This window comes from Martinezella tropici (assembly GCF_008370325.1).
Classification (GTDB): Bacteria; Pseudomonadota; Alphaproteobacteria; order Rhizobiales; family Rhizobiaceae; genus Rhizobium; species Rhizobium tropici_B.
The window spans coordinates 86,192-106,975 of sequence record NZ_VNIP01000006.1 but is presented as its reverse complement, the minus strand read 5'-3'; the positions used below and the strand labels follow the sequence as shown (position 1 = coordinate 106,975).

At 60.3% G+C, this 20,784-nt stretch carries 22 protein-coding genes; 14 read left to right on the top strand and 8 right to left on the bottom strand.

Annotation, left to right across the window (positions count from 1 at the left end; genetic code table 11):
* Positions 1-372: 372 nt before the first annotated feature.
* Complete coding sequence (locus FP026_RS08940; protein ID WP_149634281.1) at positions 373-1,173, top strand: gamma-glutamyl-gamma-aminobutyrate hydrolase family protein; 801 nt, start codon at positions 373-375, stop codon at positions 1,171-1,173.
* Here the strand turns inward: FP026_RS08940 and FP026_RS08935 are convergent, their stop codons facing one another.
* The 3 genes from FP026_RS08935 to FP026_RS08925 form a co-directional block, all read right to left on the bottom strand.
* Entirely contained in the window at positions 1,174-2,142 is a 969-nt protein-coding gene (locus FP026_RS08935) for a 2-hydroxyacid dehydrogenase (protein WP_149634280.1), read from the bottom strand. It lies immediately after the preceding gene.
* A gap of 41 nt (positions 2,143-2,183) precedes the next feature.
* Complete coding sequence (locus tag FP026_RS08930; protein ID WP_112335169.1) at positions 2,184-3,203, bottom strand: LacI family DNA-binding transcriptional regulator; 1,020 nt, start codon at positions 3,201-3,203, stop codon at positions 2,184-2,186.
* Positions 3,204-3,322: 119 nt separating this feature from the next.
* Positions 3,323-3,835: a MarR family winged helix-turn-helix transcriptional regulator gene (locus FP026_RS08925; protein WP_149634279.1), complete on the bottom strand. Its 513-nt coding sequence runs from the start codon at positions 3,833-3,835 to the stop codon at positions 3,323-3,325.
* Between the two features lie 86 nt (positions 3,836-3,921).
* Here FP026_RS08925 and FP026_RS08920 point away from each other — a divergent pair, with 86 nt between their 5' ends.
* The 8 genes from FP026_RS08920 to FP026_RS08885 all read left to right on the top strand — a co-directional run bounded on the left by FP026_RS08920 (position 3,922) and on the right by FP026_RS08885 (position 12,100).
* Complete coding sequence (locus FP026_RS08920) at positions 3,922-4,713, top strand: creatininase family protein (protein ID WP_149634278.1); 792 nt, start codon at positions 3,922-3,924, stop codon at positions 4,711-4,713.
* Between the two features lie 71 nt (positions 4,714-4,784).
* A complete protein-coding gene (locus FP026_RS08915) occupies positions 4,785-5,045 on the top strand; it encodes a type II toxin-antitoxin system Phd/YefM family antitoxin (RefSeq protein ID WP_149634277.1) in 261 nt (86 codons plus the stop codon).
* On the top strand, positions 5,042-5,437 hold the full coding sequence (locus FP026_RS08910) for a type II toxin-antitoxin system VapC family toxin (RefSeq protein ID WP_149634276.1): 396 nt from the start codon (positions 5,042-5,044) through the stop codon (positions 5,435-5,437). The genes FP026_RS08915 and FP026_RS08910 overlap by 4 nt, the downstream gene beginning before the upstream one ends.
* A 103-nt stretch (positions 5,438-5,540) precedes the next feature.
* Complete coding sequence (locus FP026_RS08905; RefSeq protein WP_149634275.1) at positions 5,541-6,635, top strand: CobW family GTP-binding protein; 1,095 nt, start codon at positions 5,541-5,543, stop codon at positions 6,633-6,635.
* A complete protein-coding gene (locus FP026_RS08900; RefSeq protein WP_149634274.1) occupies positions 6,635-7,624 on the top strand; it encodes a WD40 repeat domain-containing protein in 990 nt (329 codons plus the stop codon). The genes FP026_RS08905 and FP026_RS08900 overlap by 1 nt, the downstream gene beginning before the upstream one ends.
* A 119-nt stretch (positions 7,625-7,743) precedes the next feature.
* Complete coding sequence (cysE, locus tag FP026_RS08895) at positions 7,744-8,559, top strand: serine O-acetyltransferase (RefSeq protein WP_149634273.1); 816 nt, start codon at positions 7,744-7,746, stop codon at positions 8,557-8,559.
* A 513-nt stretch (positions 8,560-9,072) separates the two neighbouring features.
* Entirely contained in the window at positions 9,073-10,701 is a 1,629-nt protein-coding gene (locus tag FP026_RS08890; RefSeq protein WP_149634272.1) for a phospholipase C, read from the top strand.
* Between the two features lie 19 nt (positions 10,702-10,720).
* Complete coding sequence (locus tag FP026_RS08885; protein WP_149634271.1) at positions 10,721-12,100, top strand: cytochrome-c peroxidase; 1,380 nt, start codon at positions 10,721-10,723, stop codon at positions 12,098-12,100.
* Positions 12,101-12,158: 58 nt separating this feature from the next.
* Here FP026_RS08885 and FP026_RS08880 read toward each other — a convergent pair whose 3' ends face one another.
* Both FP026_RS08880 and odc2 read right to left on the bottom strand, forming a co-directional pair.
* Complete coding sequence (locus FP026_RS08880; protein WP_149634270.1) at positions 12,159-12,749, bottom strand: GNAT family N-acetyltransferase; 591 nt, start codon at positions 12,747-12,749, stop codon at positions 12,159-12,161.
* 94 nt (positions 12,750-12,843) lie between these two features.
* Positions 12,844-13,977, bottom strand: a complete 1,134-nt coding sequence (odc2, locus tag FP026_RS08875) for an ornithine/lysine decarboxylase (RefSeq protein WP_149634269.1) — start codon at positions 13,975-13,977, stop codon at positions 12,844-12,846.
* Positions 13,978-14,505: 528 nt separating this feature from the next.
* Here odc2 and FP026_RS08870 point away from each other — a divergent pair.
* From FP026_RS08870 to FP026_RS08860, 3 genes are all read left to right on the top strand, one after another.
* Positions 14,506-15,399: a LysR family transcriptional regulator gene (locus FP026_RS08870; protein WP_149634268.1), complete on the top strand. Its 894-nt coding sequence runs from the start codon at positions 14,506-14,508 to the stop codon at positions 15,397-15,399.
* Between the two features lie 91 nt (positions 15,400-15,490).
* On the top strand, positions 15,491-16,150 hold the full coding sequence (locus FP026_RS08865) for a DUF1007 family protein (protein WP_188112544.1): 660 nt from the start codon (positions 15,491-15,493) through the stop codon (positions 16,148-16,150).
* Positions 16,144-17,253 (top strand): nickel/cobalt transporter, encoded by a 1,110-nt coding sequence (locus FP026_RS08860; RefSeq protein WP_149634266.1) that lies wholly within the window; start codon positions 16,144-16,146, stop codon positions 17,251-17,253. Before FP026_RS08865 ends, FP026_RS08860 begins: the two co-directional genes overlap by 7 nt.
* A 108-nt stretch (positions 17,254-17,361) precedes the next feature.
* Here FP026_RS08860 and FP026_RS08855 read toward each other — a convergent pair whose 3' ends face one another.
* The 3 genes from FP026_RS08855 to FP026_RS08845 form a co-directional block, all read right to left on the bottom strand.
* A complete protein-coding gene (locus tag FP026_RS08855; protein ID WP_188112543.1) occupies positions 17,362-17,577 on the bottom strand; it encodes a hypothetical protein in 216 nt (71 codons plus the stop codon).
* Positions 17,578-17,658: 81 nt separating this feature from the next.
* On the bottom strand, positions 17,659-18,372 hold the full coding sequence (locus tag FP026_RS08850; RefSeq protein WP_149634264.1) for a tellurite resistance TerB family protein: 714 nt from the start codon (positions 18,370-18,372) through the stop codon (positions 17,659-17,661).
* A 128-nt stretch (positions 18,373-18,500) separates the two neighbouring features.
* Complete coding sequence (locus FP026_RS08845; RefSeq protein WP_149634263.1) at positions 18,501-19,139, bottom strand: 2-dehydro-3-deoxy-phosphogluconate aldolase; 639 nt, start codon at positions 19,137-19,139, stop codon at positions 18,501-18,503.
* 158 nt (positions 19,140-19,297) lie between these two features.
* On the opposite strand from FP026_RS08845, the gene FP026_RS08840 reads away from it, so the two are divergent.
* Entirely contained in the window at positions 19,298-19,783 is a 486-nt protein-coding gene (locus FP026_RS08840) for a CYTH domain-containing protein (protein WP_149634262.1), read from the top strand.
* Entirely contained in the window at positions 19,761-20,672 is a 912-nt protein-coding gene (locus tag FP026_RS08835; protein WP_149634261.1) for a CHAD domain-containing protein, read from the top strand. The genes FP026_RS08840 and FP026_RS08835 overlap by 23 nt, the downstream gene beginning before the upstream one ends.
* Positions 20,673-20,784 lie beyond the last annotated feature (112 nt).

The window sequence follows — 20,784 nt, the reverse complement described above, 5'->3', positions numbered from 1 at the left end:
CTCGTTCCCCCATCATGGCGCAAGCGATGGAACTAACCACGCCGCACCCAGTCTTTCAAGCTAGCTCTCTTGCACCGCATTATGGCGATTCCTGTACATCCGCATGACGAAAGGAAACAAAGCCTTATGGAAGCCGCCGCACGTTGCCGCCTGCGCCGTCTTCGCGTAAATTCATGACGTGGATAACATGCCTTTGGATTGACATCGTGATCATCCAGAGGTCTTGCCGCTTAGAGCCGGATGAATTTAGGTCGGTGCGACCTAAAATCTGAATCCGCTCTAGAATCGAGAAAGCAGAGCATGATGTCATCCGAAATCCCCTGACACTTTTCGGCATCATGCTCAACCGTTTCGCATCCTTCGGAGCCCTGAATGCCCAGACCGATCATCGCCATCCCCGCCGACATTCGCGAATTCGACGGCACGCGCTGGCACGCGGTGCAGCTGCAATATGTCCATGCCGCCGTGAAGGCTGCGGGATTGATGGCGCTGATCGTGCCGGCGCTCGAAGACGGCCCCGAAGACGGCAATAATGCGGATGCCATCCTGGACCGGGTCGACGGGCTGCTCGTTTCCGGTTCGGCCACCAATGTGCACCCGTCCCTCTACGGAAAGGAAGCACTTGACAGCGACGGCCCCTTCGATCCGGCGCGCGACGCGACATCGTTGCCGCTCATCCGCCGCGCCATCGACCGCGCCATTCCGATGCTCGCCATCTGCCGCGGCATTCAGGAGCTGAACGTCGCCCTCGGCGGCACGCTCGCAAGCGAAATCCAGGACCAGCCAGGCATCTGGGACCACCGCAAGCCTCAGGATGTCGATCGCGACACGATGTATGCGATCCGCCAGAGCGTTTTCGTCAAGGAAGGCTCCTGCATCGCCCGTGTCGTCGGGCCGGGTGAAGTGCGCGTCAATTCGCTGCATCGCCAGGCGATCGCCGATACCGCGCCGAGATTGCAGGTCGAGGCCCTGGCCGAGGACGGCACCATCGAGGCCGTCTCCGTCATCGGTGCAAAGGCCTTTGCCGTCGGCGTACAATGGCATCCGGAATATTGGGCGGAAACGGATTCGTCGTCGCGCAAGCTCTTCATGGCCTTCGGCGATGCCGTGCGCGACTATGCGGCGGGCAAGGAGCGGCTCAAGGCCGCTCCCTATCAGCAGAAAGCCTTGTGATCAGCCGCGCGGCTTGACCGGCGTTTCGGGCACCGGCGCGACAGGCCTGCCCTTTGCGAACCATTCGATGATATTGTCGGAGACGAGATCGGCCATGGCATCGCGCGTCGGCACCGAGGCGGATGCCACATGCGGCAGCAGCGAAACATTCGGCAGCGTGAGATAACCGGCCGGGACATTGGGTTCGTCATAGAAGACGTCGAGGCCGGCAGCACCCAACGTTCCATTACCGAGGGCTGTTATCAGCGCGTCGTCATCGACGGACCAGCCGCGTCCGACATTGATGAACACGCCCTGCGGCCCAAGCGCCGACAGGATCTCAGCATTGATCACCTTGTGCGTTTCCGGCGTCTTCGGCACGATGGAGATCAGTGTATCCACCGATTGCGCCATCTCCTTCAGGATCGGATAGTAGTCGTAAGGCAACGAGTCGCGCGGCGAGCGGGTGTGATAGCCGATCTTCACCTTGAACGGTTCCAGCCTTCTTGCGATCTCCAGCCCGATGCGACCGAGCCCGTAAATGCCGACGCGGCGCCCTTTCATGGAAAAAGGCGAGAGCGGAAACGCCCCTTCCTTCGCCCAACGCCCCTCGCGCAGCCAGGTCTCCGCCTTCGAAAACTGCCGCAGCGTGTTCAAGAGCAGGGCGATCGCAGTATCGGCGACCTCGTCGTTCAGGACGTCGGGCGTATTGGTAACGACGATCCCCTTCGAGGCGGCATGCTTGACGTCGATCCCGTCATAGCCGACGCCGAAATTGGCGACGATCTCGACATTCGGAAAGGCATCGATCCAGGCGGCATCGAACCCGCCTGCGACAGCAACGCCGCGGATGCGGGCCGCGCTCTCCGCATCGATCTTCGGACCGCCACCGCGTTCGACGGAAACGATATCGAACTGTTTCTCGAGCCTTTCGAGAACACGCGGGTGTATCTTCCCCGGAACGAGGATGGCGATGCGACTGTCGGACATGGATCTTTCCTCTTGAGAGACGGTTCGGCGCCGAACCGCTGCTAGCGAGCTTTGTAGGGCGCCGTGGATTGGCGGATGCGCATTTCCGGTTTGATAAGATGGATACCATCCGGCTCATGGCTTCCTGCCAACCTATCCAAAAGCGCCCGCGCCGCAAGCCTTCCGACTTCGGCCTGACCGTTCCAGACGGTCGTCAGCGCCGGCGTCGCAATCGCCGCTTCCTCCAGATCGTCGTAGCCGGTAACCGAAATATCCCGTCCTGGCACAAGGCCGGCGCGTGAAATGCCGTTCATCAGGCCGATGGCGACCAGATCGTTCCAGCAGACGGCAGCCGTCGGCTTCTGCGGCAGCGACAGGAAATGCACGGCAGCCTCGAAGCCGCCCTGCTTGGAGCGCGCGCCGGGAATACGCAGATTGGGATCGACCTCGATGGCAGCCTTGCGCAGCGCATTGACATAGCCCTGGTAACGGTCGCGCCCCGTCGAGGTCTGGTCGGTACCGCCGATCATCGCGATGGAGCGGTGGCCAAGGCTGATCAGGTGATTGGTCGCAAGCGAAATGCCGTAGCTGTCGTCGCCGCGAAAAGTCGGCAGATCCAGCGCTTCGATCTGTCGTGCCACAAGGATGGCCGGCATGCCGTTTTCTTCCGCCAGCTCGAAATCTTCCGGCGGCGTCCCGATCGCCGGCGACATGATGACGCCATCGCCGCCGAGCTGCAGCAGCGTCTCGATGAAGGTCCGCTGCTTCTCGACCGAATCATAGTGATTGGAGAGAATGAAGGTATGGCGGCTACGGTCGAGCTCGCTTTCGATCGCCTTCAGAATCTCCCCGTAGAAGGGGTTCATGATGTCGTGCACGACGACGCCGATAATGCCCGACCGCGATGTCCTGAGGCTCGCCGCGCGGCGATTGTAGATATAGCCTAGCGCGCGGGCCTGGTCCTTGATCTTCTCGCGGGTATTGACCGCGACCAATGGGCTGTCGCGTAAGGCCAGGGATACAGTTGCCGTTGAAATACCGAGCGTTTCCGCAATCGTAGAAAGCTTAATCTTTTGCGCCACGCACTCCCTCCCCCGTGAAACGCAGCCGTCAACATATTCCGTCCTTTTACAATTCCGGAATTTAAAATCTTTAATTAAAAGCTTTAATCACATCGCGCAACACGAATTCGCGAGGATTCTCAGAATTCCTCGTCGTCGTCTTCGTCGTCGCCGGCCTGAAGATTACTCTCGATCGTCTTGAGAAGGCGCACGAGCGAGCGGATTTCCTTTTCGGAGAAGCCGCGGGTGGCCAGTTCATCGCAGGTAGCGGCGGAGCTTTCGATCTCGCTTACGCTATTGCGGCCGGTCTCGGTGAGATAGACCTTCGTCAGCCGCGCATCCTCCGCATCCGGCCGCCGCTCGACGAAGCCTTGCGCCTCCATGCGGCCGATCGTCCTCGTCATGGTCGGCGCCTTGACGCCGAGCTTCTGGGCCAGCGTGCCAGCCGGAAGCCCGTCATTTGCCGCCAGCGCCAGAATGACGCCGTCCTGCCCGGCATAAAGACCGCTCGCCGTCAGGCTGCGCGTCATCACCGTGCGCATGGACCGCGCCGCCTGCGTCAAGGCCGGCGACAGATCGGCAAGCGTATAGTCCCGGTGATCCTTCTTTTTACCTGACTTACTTTTCTTCCCGACCTTGTTCTTCTTGCCCATCGTGATTCCATTGACCTTTTCGCCGCTAAGTCATCACGCTATGACATTGCGCAGGTTACTGACATAAACAAGAGGAACATCCTCAGATGGCGTATCCTTTGCCATGTTTCGATGACAATGATGAAACATTGACACCGCAGGAGCGATCAAAATGGATCGCCGTGCTGCCGCTTGGCGCCTATGAGCAACATGGGCCGCATCTGCCATTCGAAACCGATACGCTCATTGCCGAGGGAATCGTTTCACGTCTCAAGGTTGCTTTGCCGGCCAAACTGCCGGTTACCTTCCTTTCCGTCGAGGCCGTCGGCTACTCGATCGAGCATATGGATGTCGCCGGCACGAAGACGCTGACCTTCGACGAGGCTATCGGGCGCTGGCTCGGTATCGCCGAGCGGTTGAGCGGGCTCGGCATCCGCAAATTCGTCATGCTGAATGCCCATGGCGGCAACTCGCCGCTGATGACCATCGTCGCGACGGAGGCGCGCGTGCGCTTAGGCATGCTGGCGGTCGCCACCAGTTGGACCCGCTTCGGCGTGCCGGACGGACTGATTAGGCCTGACGACAAGGCCATCGACATTCACGGCGGCGACATCGAGACATCGGTCATGCTCGCCCTCCATCCGGAGAAGGTTGATATGTCGAAGGCGGCGAACTTCCCGTCGCGCCAATCGGAGTTCATCGAGGGCTTCAAGCATCTGCGGGCCTACGGCCCGCATGCCTTCGGCTGGAAGATGTCCGATCTGAGCACGCAGGGCGTTGCCGGCAATGCAGGCGTCGCGACGGCTGCCAAGGGCGAGCGACTGATCGCGCATGCGGTGCAAGGCCTGTTGGAACTCTTGCAGGATGTCAATGAGTTTGATGTGAAGGCGTTCAGATAGCGGATTGCTTGTATCAAGCGGCACAATCCATCATATTATCGGCAATCTTCTTTATCCGCCGGGAGGCAGATATGCGTATTTCCCTCGATGATGCTGAGGGCCAACTCAAAGAATTGGTGCGACTTGCAAAGCAAGGCGAGGAAGTTGTGCTGACACAGGATGGTATGCCGGCTGCGCGCATACAGCCGATGAAAAGGCCCATGACATCAGCAGAAAAGGGAAACCTCATCAAAAAGCTGCAAGAGGAGGTTAAGAGGAAAAACTTACCTCCAGGCCCCGATGCCGCCAGAAGCCAAGACTTCTTATATGATGAGCATGGTTTGCCCAAGTGATTGTCGTCGATACTTCGGCTCTTGTTGCGATGCTTGCAAATGAGCTGCACGCTTCGGCATGCGAAATCGTGTTTCAGAGTGAAAATCGCGTTCTTATTTCAGCAGGAACAATGCTTGAAGCACTCATCGTTGCGACACGGCGGGGCTTCGATAAGCAAATGCGAGAACTTCTGACTTCGCCTGCGGTCGAAGTGATCGAAGTCACGTCGGAACGCTCGCAGCTTGCGGCTGATGCGTATTCACGTTGGGGTAAGGGAATTCACCCGGCCGCCCTAAATTATGGCGATTGCTTTGCCTATGCGACCGCCAAGGAATTTGGATGCCCTCTTCTCTTTGTCGGCGATGATTTCTCGCAAACCGATATTCAGCCAGCCATCCCGGACCTAATGTGATCTTATAACATATAAAAGCCTTTGAACTGGCGTCCTCAACTCCTTATATGGAACCCGACCAATATCTGCTCCCCGGGGCAACCTTCCATATTTCGAGGCTCCCATGACCGAAACAGCCACGCAAAAGCCCGTACCCGTCACCGTTCTCACCGGCTATCTCGGCGCCGGCAAGACGACGCTGCTCAATCGCATCCTGTCTGAAAACCACGGCAAGAAATATGCCGTCATCGTCAACGAATTCGGCGAGATCGGCATCGACAACGATCTCATCGTCGAATCGGACGAAGAAATCTACGAAATGAACAATGGTTGCGTCTGCTGCACCGTCCGCGGCGATCTGATCCGCGTCGTCGAAGGCCTGATGCGCCGCCCCGGCCGCTTTGACGGCATCATCGTCGAAACGACAGGCCTTGCCGATCCGGTTCCCGTCGCCCAGACCTTCTTCATGGACGACGACGTCCGCGCCAAGACCGAACTCGACGCCGTCGTCGCGCTCGTCGATGCCAAGCACCTGCCGCTGCGCCTGAAGGACAGCCGCGAGGCCGAAGACCAGATCGCCTTTGCCGATGTCGTCGTCATCAACAAGTCCGATCTCGTCTCTCCGGAAGAACTGGCGCAGATCGAGGATATCGTTCATGCGATCAACCCGGCTGCCCGCGTCTACAAGACGACTCGCTCCGGCGTCGATCTCGCCCGCGTGCTCAACCAGGGCGCCTTCAACCTGGAACGCGCTCTCGAAAACGACCCGCATTTCCTCGAACACGGCCATGAGGATCATGTCTGCGGCCCGGATTGCGACCATGACCATGATCACCACCACCATCATGATCATGACCACGATCATCACCACCATGATCACGACCATCACCACCACCACGCTCCTTCGCCGATCCACGACGTGACCGTGCAGTCGGTTTCGCTGCGCGGCGGCGAGATGAATGCCGAGCGCTTCTTCCCCTGGATCCAGAAGATCACGCAGACGCAAGGCCCGAACATCCTGCGCCTCAAGGGCATCATCGCCTTCAAGGACGACCCGGAACGCTATGTCGTCCAGGGCGTCCACATGATCATCGAAGGCGATCATCAGCGTCCCTGGAAGGATGGCGAAAAGCATGAGAGCCGCCTCGTCTTCATCGGCCGCGAGCTCGATCGCGAAAAGCTGGAACAGAGCTTCAAGGCGTGCGAGGCGTCCGCCTGATGCCGACTGTTGCTCCGCTTGATATCGACGGCCACGTTCTGGCCGTCGAATTTTTAGGTGACACCCCCTTCTTCGCCAGCGCCGCCGGCGCAGTCCATCGCCTCGAAGGCGGCGAGAAGGTCACCGAAGCCCATCACGGAATGCTGACCTGTATCCGCGATCCCCATAGCGAGAGCCTGATTTCGGGCGGCGAGGACGGCAAGGTCCTCCGGATTACCGCGGACGGCAGCGCGGCAACGCTGGCTGAAGCGCCGCGCAAATGGATCGGCCAGGTCGCCGCCGGACCGCAGGGCGCCGTCGCCTATTCCTATGGCAAGAGCACCTTCGTGCGTCTCGCCGACGGCACGACGAAGGAATTTACCGAGGAGCGCACCGTCGAGGGTATCGCCTTTGCGCCCAAGGGCATGCGGATCGCCGTCGCACGCTACAACGGCGTGTCGCTGCATTGGGTCGGCATGAGCGCCCAGCCGATCAATCTGGAATGGAAGGGCGCCCATACCAGCGTCACCTTTTCGCCGGATGGCCAGTTCATCGTGACGACGATGCAGGAAAATGCCCTGCATGGCTGGAAGATGGATGCGAAGCCGGGCGCCGAAGCCAGGCACATGCGCATGACCGGCTATCCCGCAAAGGTGAAGTCGCTCTCCTGGTCCAATAAGGGCAAATGGCTCGCTTCGTCGGGCGCGCCGGCAGCGATCGTCTGGCCCTTCCAGGGCAAGGATGGCCCGATGGGCAAGGCGCCGCTGGAGCTCGGCACGCGCGCCAACATCATGGCGACTTCGGTGAAGTTCCATCCTGCCGAGGATATCCTCGCAATCGGTTTCATCGATGGTATGATCCTTGCGGTTCGCATCGGCGACGCCAAGGAGGCGCTTCTGCGCAGGCCTGGCAAGGGTGCGATCACGTCGATGAGCTGGAGCAAATCCGGCAAGCTGCTCGCCTTCGCCTCCGAAGCCGGCGATTGCGGCGTCATCGACATTTCCGCCTAAGAGCAATTCCAGGAAAAGTGCGTAGCGGTTCTCCGTCCGGGATCGCGTAAAAGCAAACAGATAGAGTGGTAGAGCAATACAATGAAGCGTCCAACCACTCTGAGCAGAAAGGCAGGATCATGCCCCAGTCAGGAACGGTAGCCGCCGGAAATAATCCTGCCTCCGTCCAGAATGTGTGGGACGTGATCCGTTGCGAAGCCACTGAGCTTGCGGCGCGCGAGCCGACGCTCGCCCCGCTGCTGCAGGCGCAGGTACTAGCCAGCCGCTCCGATGCGGAAAGCCTTGCCAATGTGCTCGCCGCACGGCTCTGCGTCGTCGGGATCGACCACGGAGATCTGCTTTCGCTATTGTCCGATGTGCTGGCTCGCCACGAAGCAATCCTGCGGGCAACGGAAGCCGATCTCGTGGCGGTGCGAACCCGCGATCCGGCCTGCACCACCTATCTGCATGCGCTTCTGAACCTGAAGGGCTTCCACGCCCTGCAGGCCCATCGCATCGCCCATGCGCTCTGGACCGAAGGCCGCACGGAAATCGCCAGCTGGCTTTCCAACCTCGTCTCGCTCGTCTTCGGTCCGGACATCCATCCGGCTGCTGAGATCGGCACGTCGATCATGCTCGATCATGGCTCCGGCATCGTCATCGGCGAAACCGCCGTCATCGAGGACGAGGTGTCCATTCTGCAGAACGTCACTTTGGGCGGCACCGGAAAGGAAAGCGGCGACCGCCATCCGAAGATCCGCCACGGCGTGATGATCGGCGCCGGCGCCAAGATCCTCGGCAACATCGAAGTCGGCGCCTTCAGCAAGGTCGCGGCCGGCAGCGTCGTGGTGAAGCCCGTCCCCCCCCATTGCACCGTCGCCGGCGTTCCCGCCACGGTCGTCCGCATCCATCGCGCCGATGAAATTCCGGCCGAGACGATGGATCAGAATATCTAGCTTTCGTATTTGGGTGACGGGGCCGCCTCGTCCTTCGAGGCTCCGCTCTTCGAGTTCCGCACCTCTGGAGGGGCGGAGCAAATCATGTGGTTGGGTAACATCCGGCGCAAACCCGGCCATCTCGTGGTTCGAGGCATCGCCGTTTTCGCTGCGCTTAACGTCGATGCACCTCACCATGAGGTGGAGCAAGTTCCGTCGCGAAGCACACAAGATCAGCCCTCATGCTGAGGAGGCCCGAAGGGCCGTCTCGAAGCACGATGGCGAATGGAAGGCACCGACGCCGTCCGTGACATAAGGTAGCATCGCAAACACACAAGACGGGTACCTCCCGCATGCTTCCTGCCAACACAGCAAAATCAATTGCTTGCCAGAAATGCGATGGCAAAAGCTGAATGGCCTCACCTCACCCTTCATGGAACTGTCATGCTCCGTTGATAGCTCGAAAGGGTTCTCTATGCCCGGCGTGGCGCAACATGCGCCGGAGCAATGCCCCCACTCGAAGAGGATATGACGATGACCAGTCTTTCACGTCGCGCCGCCCTTACCGCCGGCAGCGCGCTTACCCTTGTTTTGCTCTGTTCTACCGCCGGTGCCGCCGACGTGGCGCCGGCGCCGAATACTGCGACGCCGATCAAGCATCTTGTCGTTATCTTCCAGGAAAACGTTTCTTTTGACCATTATTTCGCGACCTACCCCAAGGCCGCAAACGTCGCCGGAGAGCCGGAATTCAAGGCGGCCGACAACACGCCGACCGATATCAATACGCTCGCCAATGCCGGTCTTCTCGACACCAATCCGAACAAGACCAACACGGCGAACGGCGCCGATGCGGCCGCCCCCTTCCGGCTCGACCGTACGCAGGCGGCGACCCAGTCGCAGAACCACGGCTATACCGCCGAACAGGCGGCTTATGACAACTTCGCCATGGACCTTTTCCCGGCCAACACCGGCAAAGGCACCAAGGGTGCCGCCGGCGCCTTCGGCACCAAGGGTCAGGTCATGGGCTTTTATGACGGCAATACCGTCACGGCCCTCTGGAACTACGCCCAACACTATGCGCTGAGCGACAATTCCTTCTCCACCAATTTCGGCCCCTCCACCCCCGGCGCGCTGAACCTGATCTCCGGCCAGACCAACGGTGCAATCCTGCCGCCCGGCTATACGCTGGAAAGCGACGGCACCTATTCCAAGGGTCGCATCGTGCCCGACGGCAATGGCGGCTGGACCGTAATCAGCGATTTCGACCCGACGGGCGACGTCTGTTCGGTCGGCCAGACGGCGCTGATGTACGGCAAGAACATCGGCGACATGCTGAACGAGCATAAAATCACCTGGGGCTTCTTCGAAGGCGGCTTCGACCTCTCGCTGACCAACCCGGACGGCACGACCGGCTGCAAGCGCGCGACGACCTCGGCCGTCACCAAGATCAATTACGGTGATTACATCCCGCATCACCAGCCGTTCCAGTACTACGCCTCGACCGCCAATCCGACGCATGCGCGTCCGTCTTCGGTCGCTGCAATCGGCACCACCGATGCAGCCAACCACCAGTATGACATGACAGACTTCTATGCGGCCCTGAAGAACGGCAACATGCCGACTGTCAGCTTCCTGAAGGCCCCCGCCTATCAGGATGGCCATGCCGGCTATTCCGATCCGCTCGACGAGCAGGAATTCGTGACCGAAGTGGTCAACACCGTGCAGAATTCGCCGGACTGGAAGGACACCGCGATCATTATCCTCTACGACGATTCCGACGGCTGGTATGACCATACCCATGCGGTCGTCAATCCGTCGAAACTCCCGGTCAAGGGTTACGACGTGCTGAGCGGCGACGGCTGCTCCACCGGCACACCGCTGCCCGGCGTCAACGGCCAGCCGGCTCAGGGACGTTGCGGTTATGGCACGCGCCAGCCGCTGCTCATCATCTCACCCTACGCCAAGGTCAACTTCGTCGACCATACGCTGACCGACCAGACCTCCGTCATGCGCTTCATCCAGGATAACTGGATGGCCGGGGCCCGTCTCGGCGGCGGCTCCTTCGATGTGCTCTCGGGCTCGCTGAACAGCATGTTCGACTGGTCCAAGGGTGATGCACCGAAGCTGATCCTCGATCCGAAGACCGGCAACCAGGCATCTTAAAATTACAGGGGAGACGGAAATGCCCTCGATCAACCGCCGTCTCCTGCCGCTCCTCGCACTCGCGGGCCTTTCGCTTGCGGGTGCGGCTATCGGCATGGCAAACGAACCGGCGGCCAGTGCTTCGGCAACCGGCGGCTATGATGACCAGGCGCCACTGAGTGCGGTTGCCCAACTCGGCAAGAAGCTGTTCTTCGATCCGTCGCTCTCGGGCGGCGGCCAGATGTCATGCGCGACCTGCCATGATCCCGCCAACCACTACGCGCCCGCCAACGACCTTACGGTCCAGCTTGGAGGCGCGCATCTCGATCAACCTGGCATCCGCACGGTACCCAGCCTCGCCTACAAGATGTCGACGCCTTCCTTCTCGATCGGAGAAGAGAGCGCCGCCGATGAGGCAGCGGAAGCCTCGCCGATGACCGAAGCATCGGGCGTAGCTCTGGCCAATGCTCCCGCAGCCGTCACCGGTCCGCTGACGGCCCAGGCCGTGATCAAGGCCGATGCAGCGGCCGCGAACCTCGTGCCGCAAGGCGGCATGTTCTGGGACGGGCGCGTCGATTCACTCGAAGAACAGGCGCTGCAGCCGATGATCTCGCCCTTCGAGATGGCAAATGCCGATGCCGCCACCGTCTATGCCAAGTTGAAAAAGGGATACGGCAAGGACATTTCGGCGCTCTTCGGCGACAATGTCCTCAACGATCAGGACATGACGATTTCGGAGATCGGCTTCGCGCTCGCCCGCTATCAGATCGAAGAGCCTTCCTTCCATCCCTATACGAGCAAGTATGATTATTACCTGCGCGGCAAGGCAGTGCTGACGGATGCGGAAACGCGGGGATTGAAGCTGTTCGACGATGCGAACAAGGGCAATTGCGCCTCCTGCCATCTGGATAAGATGACGGGCGACGGGCAGATGCCAAACTTTACCGATTTCGAATTCGAGGCGCTCGGGGCGCCGCGCAATCCGGCCATTCCGGCCAATGCCGATGCGCGCTATTATGACACCGGCATTTGCGGCCCGCTGCGCAACGATACATATTCGGCCCAGCAACAGAATTGCGGGCTCTTCAAGACACCGACCCTGCGCAACGTCGCCACCCGCCATGTCTTCTTCCACAATGGCATCTACCGCACGCTCGAGGATGTGACCCGATTCTACGTCAAACGCGACACCAATCCGGACGAAATCTATCCGAAGGATGCGAGTGGTAAGGTCCTGAAATATGATGACCTGCCAGCCCAGTACCAAGCCAATATCGACGTCATCGACGCACCGATGAACCGCAAGCCCGGCGACACCCCTGCCCTGAACGATGCCGAGATCGCCGATGTCGTCGCCTTCCTGAAAACGCTGACGGATGGCTACGAGCCGGCAACGGATGGCATGAAGGCTGCCAAATAAAAACGCCTTCGCTCAGGCGGGCGAAGGCGTAGCAGAATCTCAAAGCTGTTCGTGCGTTTTACGCAGCCTTGGCGACCGGCGGCTGTGCGAGCTTGCGGCCGCTGGCAACGATCATGCCGGCGGCGCTGTCAAGCCAGCCTTCCTTGAGCTCGAGAGCCAGGAAACGATCGCGCTGGAACGGACCCGGCATGACAAGATGGCGGGTCTTCACGGCAAAGAAGCCGAAACGCTCGTAGTAGGGCGCATCGCCGACGAGCAGGATGGCGCCATGCCCGCGTTTCTTGGCTTCCATGATGGCGGCACGCATCAGTGCCGAACCAATGCCCTTGCCTTCATAGGCAGGATCGATCGCCAGCGGGCCGAGCAGCAACGCATCGACCGGACGCGTCTCGCGATCGACACCGGCTTCGACGTTCCACAGGCGGACCGTGCCGATGACATGGCCGGCACGATCGCGCGCGACCAGCGCCAGACCTTCGGCCGGAACACGGCCGTGGCGCAGCTTTTCGGATGACTTCTTGCGGCGATCTGCGCCCATGGCGCGATCCAGCAGGTTTTCGCGCGCGACGACATCGCCTGCGTTTTCCAGGTCGAGGGTGAAAGTGGACGGCGCAAAGAATGCGCGGACAGAATCAAGAACAGCGGCCATCTCGGCCTCCCGTACCCAATACCGTTATCAGCGGTGGTGACGAACTATTGTGAGGGTGCCGCCCCGGTTGGCTACGGGGGCGGCGATATCGGACTCAGATAATATAAGCCTTCAGAGGATCGAACCCGTTGAAGGCAACAGCCGAGTAGGTCGTGGTATACGCGCCGGTGCCTTCGATCAGGACCTCGTCGCCAATGGTGAGCGTCACCGGCAGCGGGTAGAGGTTCTTCTCATAGAGCACGTCAGCGGAATCGCAGGTCGGACCGGCGATAACGCAGGCTTCCATCTCGTCGCCGTCGCGCTCCGTGCGGATCGGGTAGCGGATCGCCTCGTCCATGGTTTCGGCGAGGCCGCCGAACTTGCCGATGTCGAGAAAAACCCAGCGAGCGGCGTCATTGTCGGACTTCTTGGAAATCAGGACGACTTCAGCCTTGATCACGCCGGCATTGCCGACCATGCCGCGGCCCGGCTCGATGATCGTGTGCGGGATCTGGTTGCCAAAATGGGCGCGCAGAGACGCAAAGATCGCCTTGCCATAGGCTTCGGCCGACGGAACGTCGCGCAGATACTTGGTCGGGAAACCGCCACCCATGTTGACCATCTGCAGGTGGATGCCCTGCTTGGCGAGCGAAACGAAGACGCGCTTGGCATCGGCAAGAGCATCGTCCCAGGCATCGACCTTGGTCATCTGCGAGCCGACGTGGAAAGACACGCCGTAGGATTCCAGACCCAGCTGATGGGCGTAGACGAGAACGTCGACGGCCATCTGCGGCACGCAGCCGAACTTGCGCGACAGCGGCCATTCCGCACCTTCGCCATCCGTCAAGACGCGGCAAAACACGCGAGCGCCGGGGGCTGCACGCGAAATCTTCTCGACTTCCTCGTGGCTGTCGACGGCGAAGAGGCTGATGCCGAGTGCATGCGCACGGGCGATATCGCGCTCCTTCTTGATGGTGTTGCCGAAGGAAATGCGAGCCGCGGTCGCACCGGCATCGAGCGCCATTTCGATTTCGGCGACGGACGCGCAATCGAAATTGGAGCCGAGGCTTGCGAGCAGGCGCAGCACTTCCGGAGCCGGATTGGCCTTGACGGCATAATAGATGGCGCTGTCCGGCATGGCATGACGGAAGGCGTGAAAATTGTCGCGGACGACATCGAGATCGACCACCAGGCAAGGACCGTCCGGACGTCGGGTAGCGAGGAAATCGCGAATACGTTGCGTGGTCATGTCAATTCCCTTTCAAATTCCAAAGGCTCCGGGAAAACCCAGAGGACAAAGGGCGACGCTCATTCGCTCAGGAACCAGCCGGTGGAGACCCCGGTACCGTGCAAATGCGCGAAGCGCGGATAATGAACGAGTGCCGCAAGCGGCGCTAATTCGCTTTGTCTGCCATGGATTGGAGGGAATATCCCAACCGCACTTCCGGCAATGAAGGTGTGCCTCTTCAGTATCCCCAGCTGATGGAAAGCCGGGAGAGAACAAAAAGGCCCGCACCGTCGTTGCTTCAGATGTCCTCGCATTTTTCGGTTGGCCGAAATAGCGACTGGAGGGGTTAGTTCCAGGTACCTTACCGATTTTCTCACCACATCGAGGATCGGCGGACACCCACGGGCACGTGCGACTTTGGGCTGATCGGGAAATAGGAATATTCGCCGTAATAATCAAGAAAATTTTTCAGCCATGCCCTAAAAAAATAATTGAACAAATCAGCACGTTTTGTTCAACATCCAGAAACAGTTAACGGGAGGCTTCGCCATGGACACTTTGACCCGGATTCGCGCCTTTATCGACGTGGTCGAAGCGGAAGGATTTTCGGCCGCCGCGCGCAAGACGGGACGATCCAAGGCGCTGCTGTCGAAATATGTCCGCGAGCTTGAAGACGAGCTCGGCGCGCTGCTGCTCAACCGCACGACACGCCAGTTCTCCATGACGGAGGCTGGCCATACCTATTATCGCACCGCTTCCGACATATTGAAGGAGATCGACAATCTTGCCGACCTCGTGCGCGAGAACAATCAGCAGCTCAAAGGTCGGCTGCGCGTTTCCGTGCCGCGCACCTTCGTCGATGCCGATGTCGGACAGTCGTTGATCGATTTCGCCAAGGAGAACCCCGATCTCGCGCTGGAAATCTCCGCCGACGACCGTTTCGTCGATCTGATCGAGGAAGGATTCGATGTCGCCGTGCGCATCACCAAGCTCGAGGATTCCGGCATGATCGCCCGCAAGATCTCCGACTTCCGCATCCATCTCTGCGCGACCCCGGCATTCCTCGATCGCTATCCAACGCTGGTGCATCCGACCGATCTTGCCCGCGTGCCTTTCATCATCGATACCAACACCCGCTCGCAGGGCAACATCCGCTTCGTCGATGCCGACAGCACCAATTTCAACGTCGCGATCAACGGAACGCTCGAGGTCAACAGCCCGCATGCGACGCTGCGTGCAGCACTTTCCGATCTCGGCGTTGCCGCCGTCCCGGATTTCATCGGCCGCAAGGCGATCGAGAGCGGGCGGCTGCTGACCTTGTTCAACGACTATCTCCCCACCGACCGCGGCATCTATGCGGTCTATCCGCACCGGCGCTATCTCCCGGCCAAAGTGCGCATCTTTGTGGACTATCTGCACAACTGGTTCCGCAAGAACGGCTGAACGACGCTGGACGCAAGGGCCGGTCCCAATTCCGTCTCATTTCCTGACCAGAAAACGAAGCGAATCAATGCTCACGAAACCTATCGGACGCATGAGAAAATCCACGACCGCCTATGCTCTTGCCCTAACCGGCGGCCTGCTTCTCGTGCCGGCCGCAGCATCCGCGCATCCGCATATTTTCGTCGAAGCCCGCCTGGAAGTACTGGCAGGCGCAGACGGCAATGTGCAGGAGCTGCGCAACGTCTGGCGCTTCGACGAGGTCTTCTCCTCTTCCGTATTGATGGATTTCGACAAGAACACCAATCTGAAGCTCGACCCGGACGAGCTGAAGGAGGTCGGCAAGACGGTGCGCGAGTCGCTTGCCGACTACGATTACTACACGAACCTGACGCTGAACGGCAAAACGATCAAGGTGGCCAAGCCCGACGTCATCAATGTCGATTATCGCGACGGCCAGCTCTTGATGTTCTTCGCCGTCAAGCCCTCCGAGCCGATGCCGCTCGCCAAGGGCAACAAGCTGAGCTTCGGCATTTACGATTCGACGCTCTATACCTCCATCGATTTCCCGAGCGACAACGAGTTGGTGACGGAGGGCAATGCCTTCAAGAGCTGCACGCAGAAGGTCGTTCGCCCCAATCCGGACGAGGTTATCGCCGAAAACAGATCGACATTGACGGATGCCTTCTTCAACGATCCGACGGGAACGACCATGTCGAAACTCTTCGCAACGCGGATAGACGTCGAATGCTGATTTCGAGACTAAGGAAGCTCGCTCCGGCCGCAGTACTCGCCCTTTTGGCGGCCGCCGGTCTGGCACATGCCGCAGGCTCGCCGCTCGGCATCGGCACGGCGGAACCGAGCTTCCAGCCGATCGGCGGCCCGCTTGCGCCGATCTTTCTCTATGTGAACTACGAGCAGCAGGCTTTCTACCGCGCGCTCACCAAGTCGATCGAAGCCATGCGCCAGGACCCCTGGCAACTCTGGACGCTGATCGGCCTTTCCTTCGCTTATGGCATCTTTCATGCCGCCGGCCCGGGCCACGGCAAGGCTGTCATTTCCTCCTACATGGTCGCCAACGAAATCGAGCTGAAACGCGGCATCGGTATCTCGTTCGTTTCCGCGCTCATCCAGGGCCTTGTCGCCGTCCTTGTCGTGGGCGCTGCCTATTTCGTCCTGCGCGGCTCGGGCATCACCATGACGATGGCGACCAACGCCATGGAAATCACCAGCTTCGTCATGGTCATCCTGTTCGGCAGCTGGCTGCTGTTCCGCAAGCTGCGGGCGATGCTGCAGAGCCGGGCGCAGCGCCAGGAAATGCAGCTCGCGACATCGGCCGGCCCGATCGGCCTCTCTCTGTTCGAAGGAGCGGCAACGGGCACGGATTCAAGAAGTTTTGCACGCGCCCGCGCAACGATGCCGGCGCCCGGCGGCTATCACTGCTATGATCCCGCACATGCAACAGGCGATGGCGGTTATTGCGAGGCATGCGGGCACGCCCACCTTCCCGATCCGAAGATGCTGTCGAACGAGAAATTCAGTGTCCGCGAAGCCTGGTCGGCCATCATCGCCGTCGGGCTGCGCCCGTGCTCTGGCGCACTGCTGGTCATGACTTTTTCGATGCTGAACGGGCTCTATCTCGGCGGGCTTCTGTCCGTGCTGGCCATGTCCATCGGCACGGCGCTGACCGTCTCGCTGCTTGCCATCATCGCCGTCTTCGCAAAAGGCACCGCAGTCCGTTTCACCGGCAAGGGATCGAGGCTTTCGGCCTGGGTTGGCAATGGCATCGAAATTCTCGGCGCGCTGCTGGTCATCGGCACCGGCGTCATTCTACTCGGCGCCTCGCTGCAGAACTGACGGCCGCTAGAGCAATTCCCGGAAAAGTGCGAAGCGGTTTTCCGTCCGGAATTGCGTAACAACAAAACGATAGAGCGTTTTCGCGATTCGGAGAAAAGCGGAAAGGCTCTAGGAGTCCCTGCGCCGCTGGTAGCGGGCTCTCAGCCAGAACACCAGGAAGAAGGCCAGGATGACCAATACGCCGAAGCCAGTGCCGAGCCATGGCGAGATCGAACCGAGCCGGACGATGACATTCGGCATCAGGTAAAGCGCGACCGTCGCCACCACCAAAATAATGCCGGCGGCGATCGCCGCCGAGCGGGTGTTGCTTTTTTTGTCCGTCAAATCGCCGATCCCTAGCACGCCATGAAATGTTTCGGCGAAGGCTTAGGCCAGCCGCTGCCGAAAGGCAATCGGCGCTATCCGTCAGAGCTGGACTTTGGCGCCCGCAACCGTCGCCTCGATATGGTCGACCAGGGCATCGGCCAAACCGAGCCTGCCGGCCAGCAGATCGAGATAGCCGCGCTCAGCCCGGGAATCAGGCTCGATCGCCAGCCGCGACGCGGTATAGACCTGCACCCGCTGCTCCTCGGTCTTTGCCGAAGCAACGATGGCATCAAGATCGACGGGATTGGCAAGCTCGCGCTGGAAGAAGGCTTCCGCCTCGGACCCGACGCCCGCCTCCTGCACTTTGCCGAGAATACGCTGACGCTCCACATCGTCGATATGGCCATCGGCGCGCGCAGCAGCGATCATGGCCCGCACGAGCGAAAGCGTAAAATCATTGCTGGCGACGGCCGGCGCTGTGCTGAAACCGGAATCTGACGGCGGCGGCAGGAATTGCGGCTCGGCCTGCTGGGTCGATTGGGATGTCGGCTGAGGCTGATTGCCATCACGATAATTCTTGTAGGCTTGATAGCCAAGTCCGGCGATAGCGGCGAGGCCGCCGAGCGCCAACGCATTGCCGGCAACCTGACGCCCGGTTTTCGTCCCGAGCAGCACGCCGGCGATAGCGCTTGTCGCCATCGGATTATCCCTGGCGAGATTGATGGCCTGCGTTGCCCTGTCTTTCACCGTTCCTTGCATTCCAGGGACCTGCGATCCCAGGAACTGGTCAAGAAGCTTGCGGGCGTCGATCATATGGATGGTCCTCCGTCCTTGTGATGGTGAAGGGGAGATAGGAAGCGCAACCGCAAATACCAATCCACATCATGCAAAAAGGCGCGCAGAAAGCTCCACGCGCCTTTGAAATTGGACAGAGGGATGTCTTAACCCTTGAGGGCTGCGGCCTCGGCGGCAAGCTTGGTGATACCGGCCCAGTCGCCGGCGGCAACCAGCTCCTTCGGCGCCACCCAGGAGCCGCCGACGCAGATCACGTTCGGCAGCGACAGATAATCATGAGCATTCTTCAGCGAGATACCGCCGGTCGGGCAGAACACCGTACCGGCGAGCGGCGAAGACAGAGCCTTGAGATAGGACGCGCCGCCGGCCTGCTCGGCCGGGAAGAACTTGAGCACCGTATAGCCCTCCTCCCGCAGCGCCATGACTTCGCTTGCGGTCGCAGCACCCGGCAGCAGCGGCACATGTGAGGAGCGCGCGGCGTCCAGCAGTTCCTGGGTCGTGCCGGGGCTCACGATGAACTTGGAACCGGCTTCGACGGCTGCATCCCACTGGCTGACATTGAGGATCGTACCAGCGCCGACTTCGGCCCCTTCCACCTCTTCGGCGACCGCCTTGATGGCATCGAGCGCGCCAGCCGTGCGCAGCGTGATCTCGATGGCCTTCAGACCGCCGGCAACGAGCGCCCGCGCGAGCGGCACGGCCGATTTCGCATCATCGACGATCAGCACCGGAACGACGGGCTGCAGTTTCAGAATGGAAAGAAGCTTTTCGGTTTTCTCGCCCATGGTCGGTGCGCTCCTTTAAAACGATTGAAACCGGCTCTCGAATAACCTCCCCGAGAATGCTTGTCGAGACAAAAGCACGCTTTGGACAGGACGGGTAGGAATTCGTCGTGACATACTATAGTCTGCCTCGGTCTGTGCCGGTGGAGCATGTTAAACGCATGGCAAAAGAGATCGAGCGAAAGTTTCTGGTGCGCGGCGATCATTGGCGTGAATTCGCCTCGGAAAAGCTGATCCTGCGACAGGGATATATTGCCTCCATGAACGACCGCTCCGTGCGGATAAGGCTGACGAACGAGACCACGGCGACTTTGACGATCAAGATCGGCAAGGCGATGACGAGGGATGAGTTCGAATACGAGATCCCCGTCGATGACGCCGAGGAGCTTCTGGGAACGGCGATCGGCCTCGTCATCGAGAAGACCCGCCACAAGGTGCCCTTCAAGGGATTTGTCTGGGAGGTGGATGTCTTCCGTGGCGCCCATCGCGGTCTTGTGATCGCCGAAGTGGAGATGGAAGACGAAAGCGATGATCCGGAACTGCCGGACTGGATCGGCCGCGAAGTGACCGGCGAATACCGCTATTCCAATCAGGCTCTCGCGACGCAGTTCGAACAGGAGTACGATGAGCTATCGCGTACGGCCTGACCGGGCTCTTGATGGCGAGGTGCACAAAGCCGCCGCGCATCAACTCGGCAAAGCGATGGCTGTTCTGACGGATAGGCCCCAAGGCCTGCACGAAGCGGTTCACGCCGCGCGGAAGAACATCAAGCGCGTGCGCGCGCTTTACCGGTTGATGGCGCCCATCGCGCGCGAATTTCAACAGCAGGAGAATGACCGGCTTGGCGACATGGCCCGCTCGCTTTCCGGCGTACGCGACGCGACCGCGCTGATTGAGGCCGGCCACGACCTGCAGACGACGGCGAAATCCGAAGATGAATTGCAGGCGCTTACCCGCGTAACCGATGTCCTGACCAGCAGGCGCGACCGCCTCGCTGAGGCCGAGACCGATCTCGAAGCCAAGGCACGGCTGGCAATCACCACCTGCAGCGAGGCACTCGAGGCGTTGAAGGATGCATCATTCGAGGGAGGGCGGCGCGATACGGCCCGTCTTTTCCAGAAAGGCTGGCGCAAGAACGTCCGCAAGGCAATGCAGGCGCTTTCCGAATGCCATGCGGAAGTGGCCCATGCCGAGTGTTTTCACGATCTGCGCAAGCGCAGTCAGGATTACTGGATGCATCACATGCTGCTGCGCGAGGTCTGGCCCGCCGCCATGCATGCGAAGCAACTGGAGGCCAAGATATTGGTCGATGTGCTCGGCCGCTATCTCGACATGTCGATATTGTCTGACGTCGCGGACCGCGAGCCGCATCTCTTCAACGGGAGCGACGATCACGCGCGTCTGCTGGAGGCGATCATTTCCCGGCAGCAGATGGCCCGTGAGGAAGCACTGAACCGGGCGCGCTGGGTCTTTGCCGACAAGCCCGAGCGCGAGGCACGAACTATAAAGCGCCTCTGGCTGGAAGCTGCGGATTGAGGCGGCGACATGCCGAGCATGGACGATTCAATCGGTCTTTCAGCCTGTTGGCCTAACTTTGCCGTCATCCTGCCCGGTCAATGCACCAGGCAATCGGGATTGCGACGTAAAT

Coding starts and splice junctions, on each gene's coding strand:
- FP026_RS08880 (WP_149634270.1), bottom strand. CDS start 12,749: ATGGCCGCTGTTCTTGATTCTGTCCGCGCATTCTTTGCGCCGTCCACT.
- FP026_RS08885 (WP_149634271.1), top strand. CDS start 10,721: ATGCCCTCGATCAACCGCCGTCTCCTGCCGCTCCTCGCACTCGCGGGC.
- FP026_RS08845 (WP_149634263.1), bottom strand. CDS start 19,139: ATGGGCGAGAAAACCGAAAAGCTTCTTTCCATTCTGAAACTGCAGCCC.
- FP026_RS08840 (WP_149634262.1), top strand. CDS start 19,298: ATGGCAAAAGAGATCGAGCGAAAGTTTCTGGTGCGCGGCGATCATTGG.
- FP026_RS08870 (WP_149634268.1), top strand. CDS start 14,506: ATGGACACTTTGACCCGGATTCGCGCCTTTATCGACGTGGTCGAAGCG.
- FP026_RS08860 (WP_149634266.1), top strand. CDS start 16,144: ATGCTGATTTCGAGACTAAGGAAGCTCGCTCCGGCCGCAGTACTCGCC.
- FP026_RS08900 (WP_149634274.1), top strand. CDS start 6,635: ATGCCGACTGTTGCTCCGCTTGATATCGACGGCCACGTTCTGGCCGTC.
- FP026_RS08935 (WP_149634280.1), bottom strand. CDS start 2,142: ATGTCCGACAGTCGCATCGCCATCCTCGTTCCGGGGAAGATACACCCG.
- odc2 (WP_149634269.1), bottom strand. CDS start 13,977: ATGACCACGCAACGTATTCGCGATTTCCTCGCTACCCGACGTCCGGAC.
- FP026_RS08890 (WP_149634272.1), top strand. CDS start 9,073: ATGACCAGTCTTTCACGTCGCGCCGCCCTTACCGCCGGCAGCGCGCTT.
- FP026_RS08865 (WP_188112544.1), top strand. CDS start 15,491: ATGAGAAAATCCACGACCGCCTATGCTCTTGCCCTAACCGGCGGCCTG.
- cysE (WP_149634273.1), top strand. CDS start 7,744: ATGCCCCAGTCAGGAACGGTAGCCGCCGGAAATAATCCTGCCTCCGTC.
- FP026_RS08925 (WP_149634279.1), bottom strand. CDS start 3,835: ATGGGCAAGAAGAACAAGGTCGGGAAGAAAAGTAAGTCAGGTAAAAAG.
- FP026_RS08835 (WP_149634261.1), top strand. CDS start 19,761: ATGAGCTATCGCGTACGGCCTGACCGGGCTCTTGATGGCGAGGTGCAC.
- FP026_RS08905 (WP_149634275.1), top strand. CDS start 5,541: ATGACCGAAACAGCCACGCAAAAGCCCGTACCCGTCACCGTTCTCACC.
- FP026_RS08940 (WP_149634281.1), top strand. CDS start 373: ATGCCCAGACCGATCATCGCCATCCCCGCCGACATTCGCGAATTCGAC.
- FP026_RS08915 (WP_149634277.1), top strand. CDS start 4,785: ATGCGTATTTCCCTCGATGATGCTGAGGGCCAACTCAAAGAATTGGTG.
- FP026_RS08850 (WP_149634264.1), bottom strand. CDS start 18,372: ATGATCGACGCCCGCAAGCTTCTTGACCAGTTCCTGGGATCGCAGGTC.
- FP026_RS08920 (WP_149634278.1), top strand. CDS start 3,922: ATGGCGTATCCTTTGCCATGTTTCGATGACAATGATGAAACATTGACA.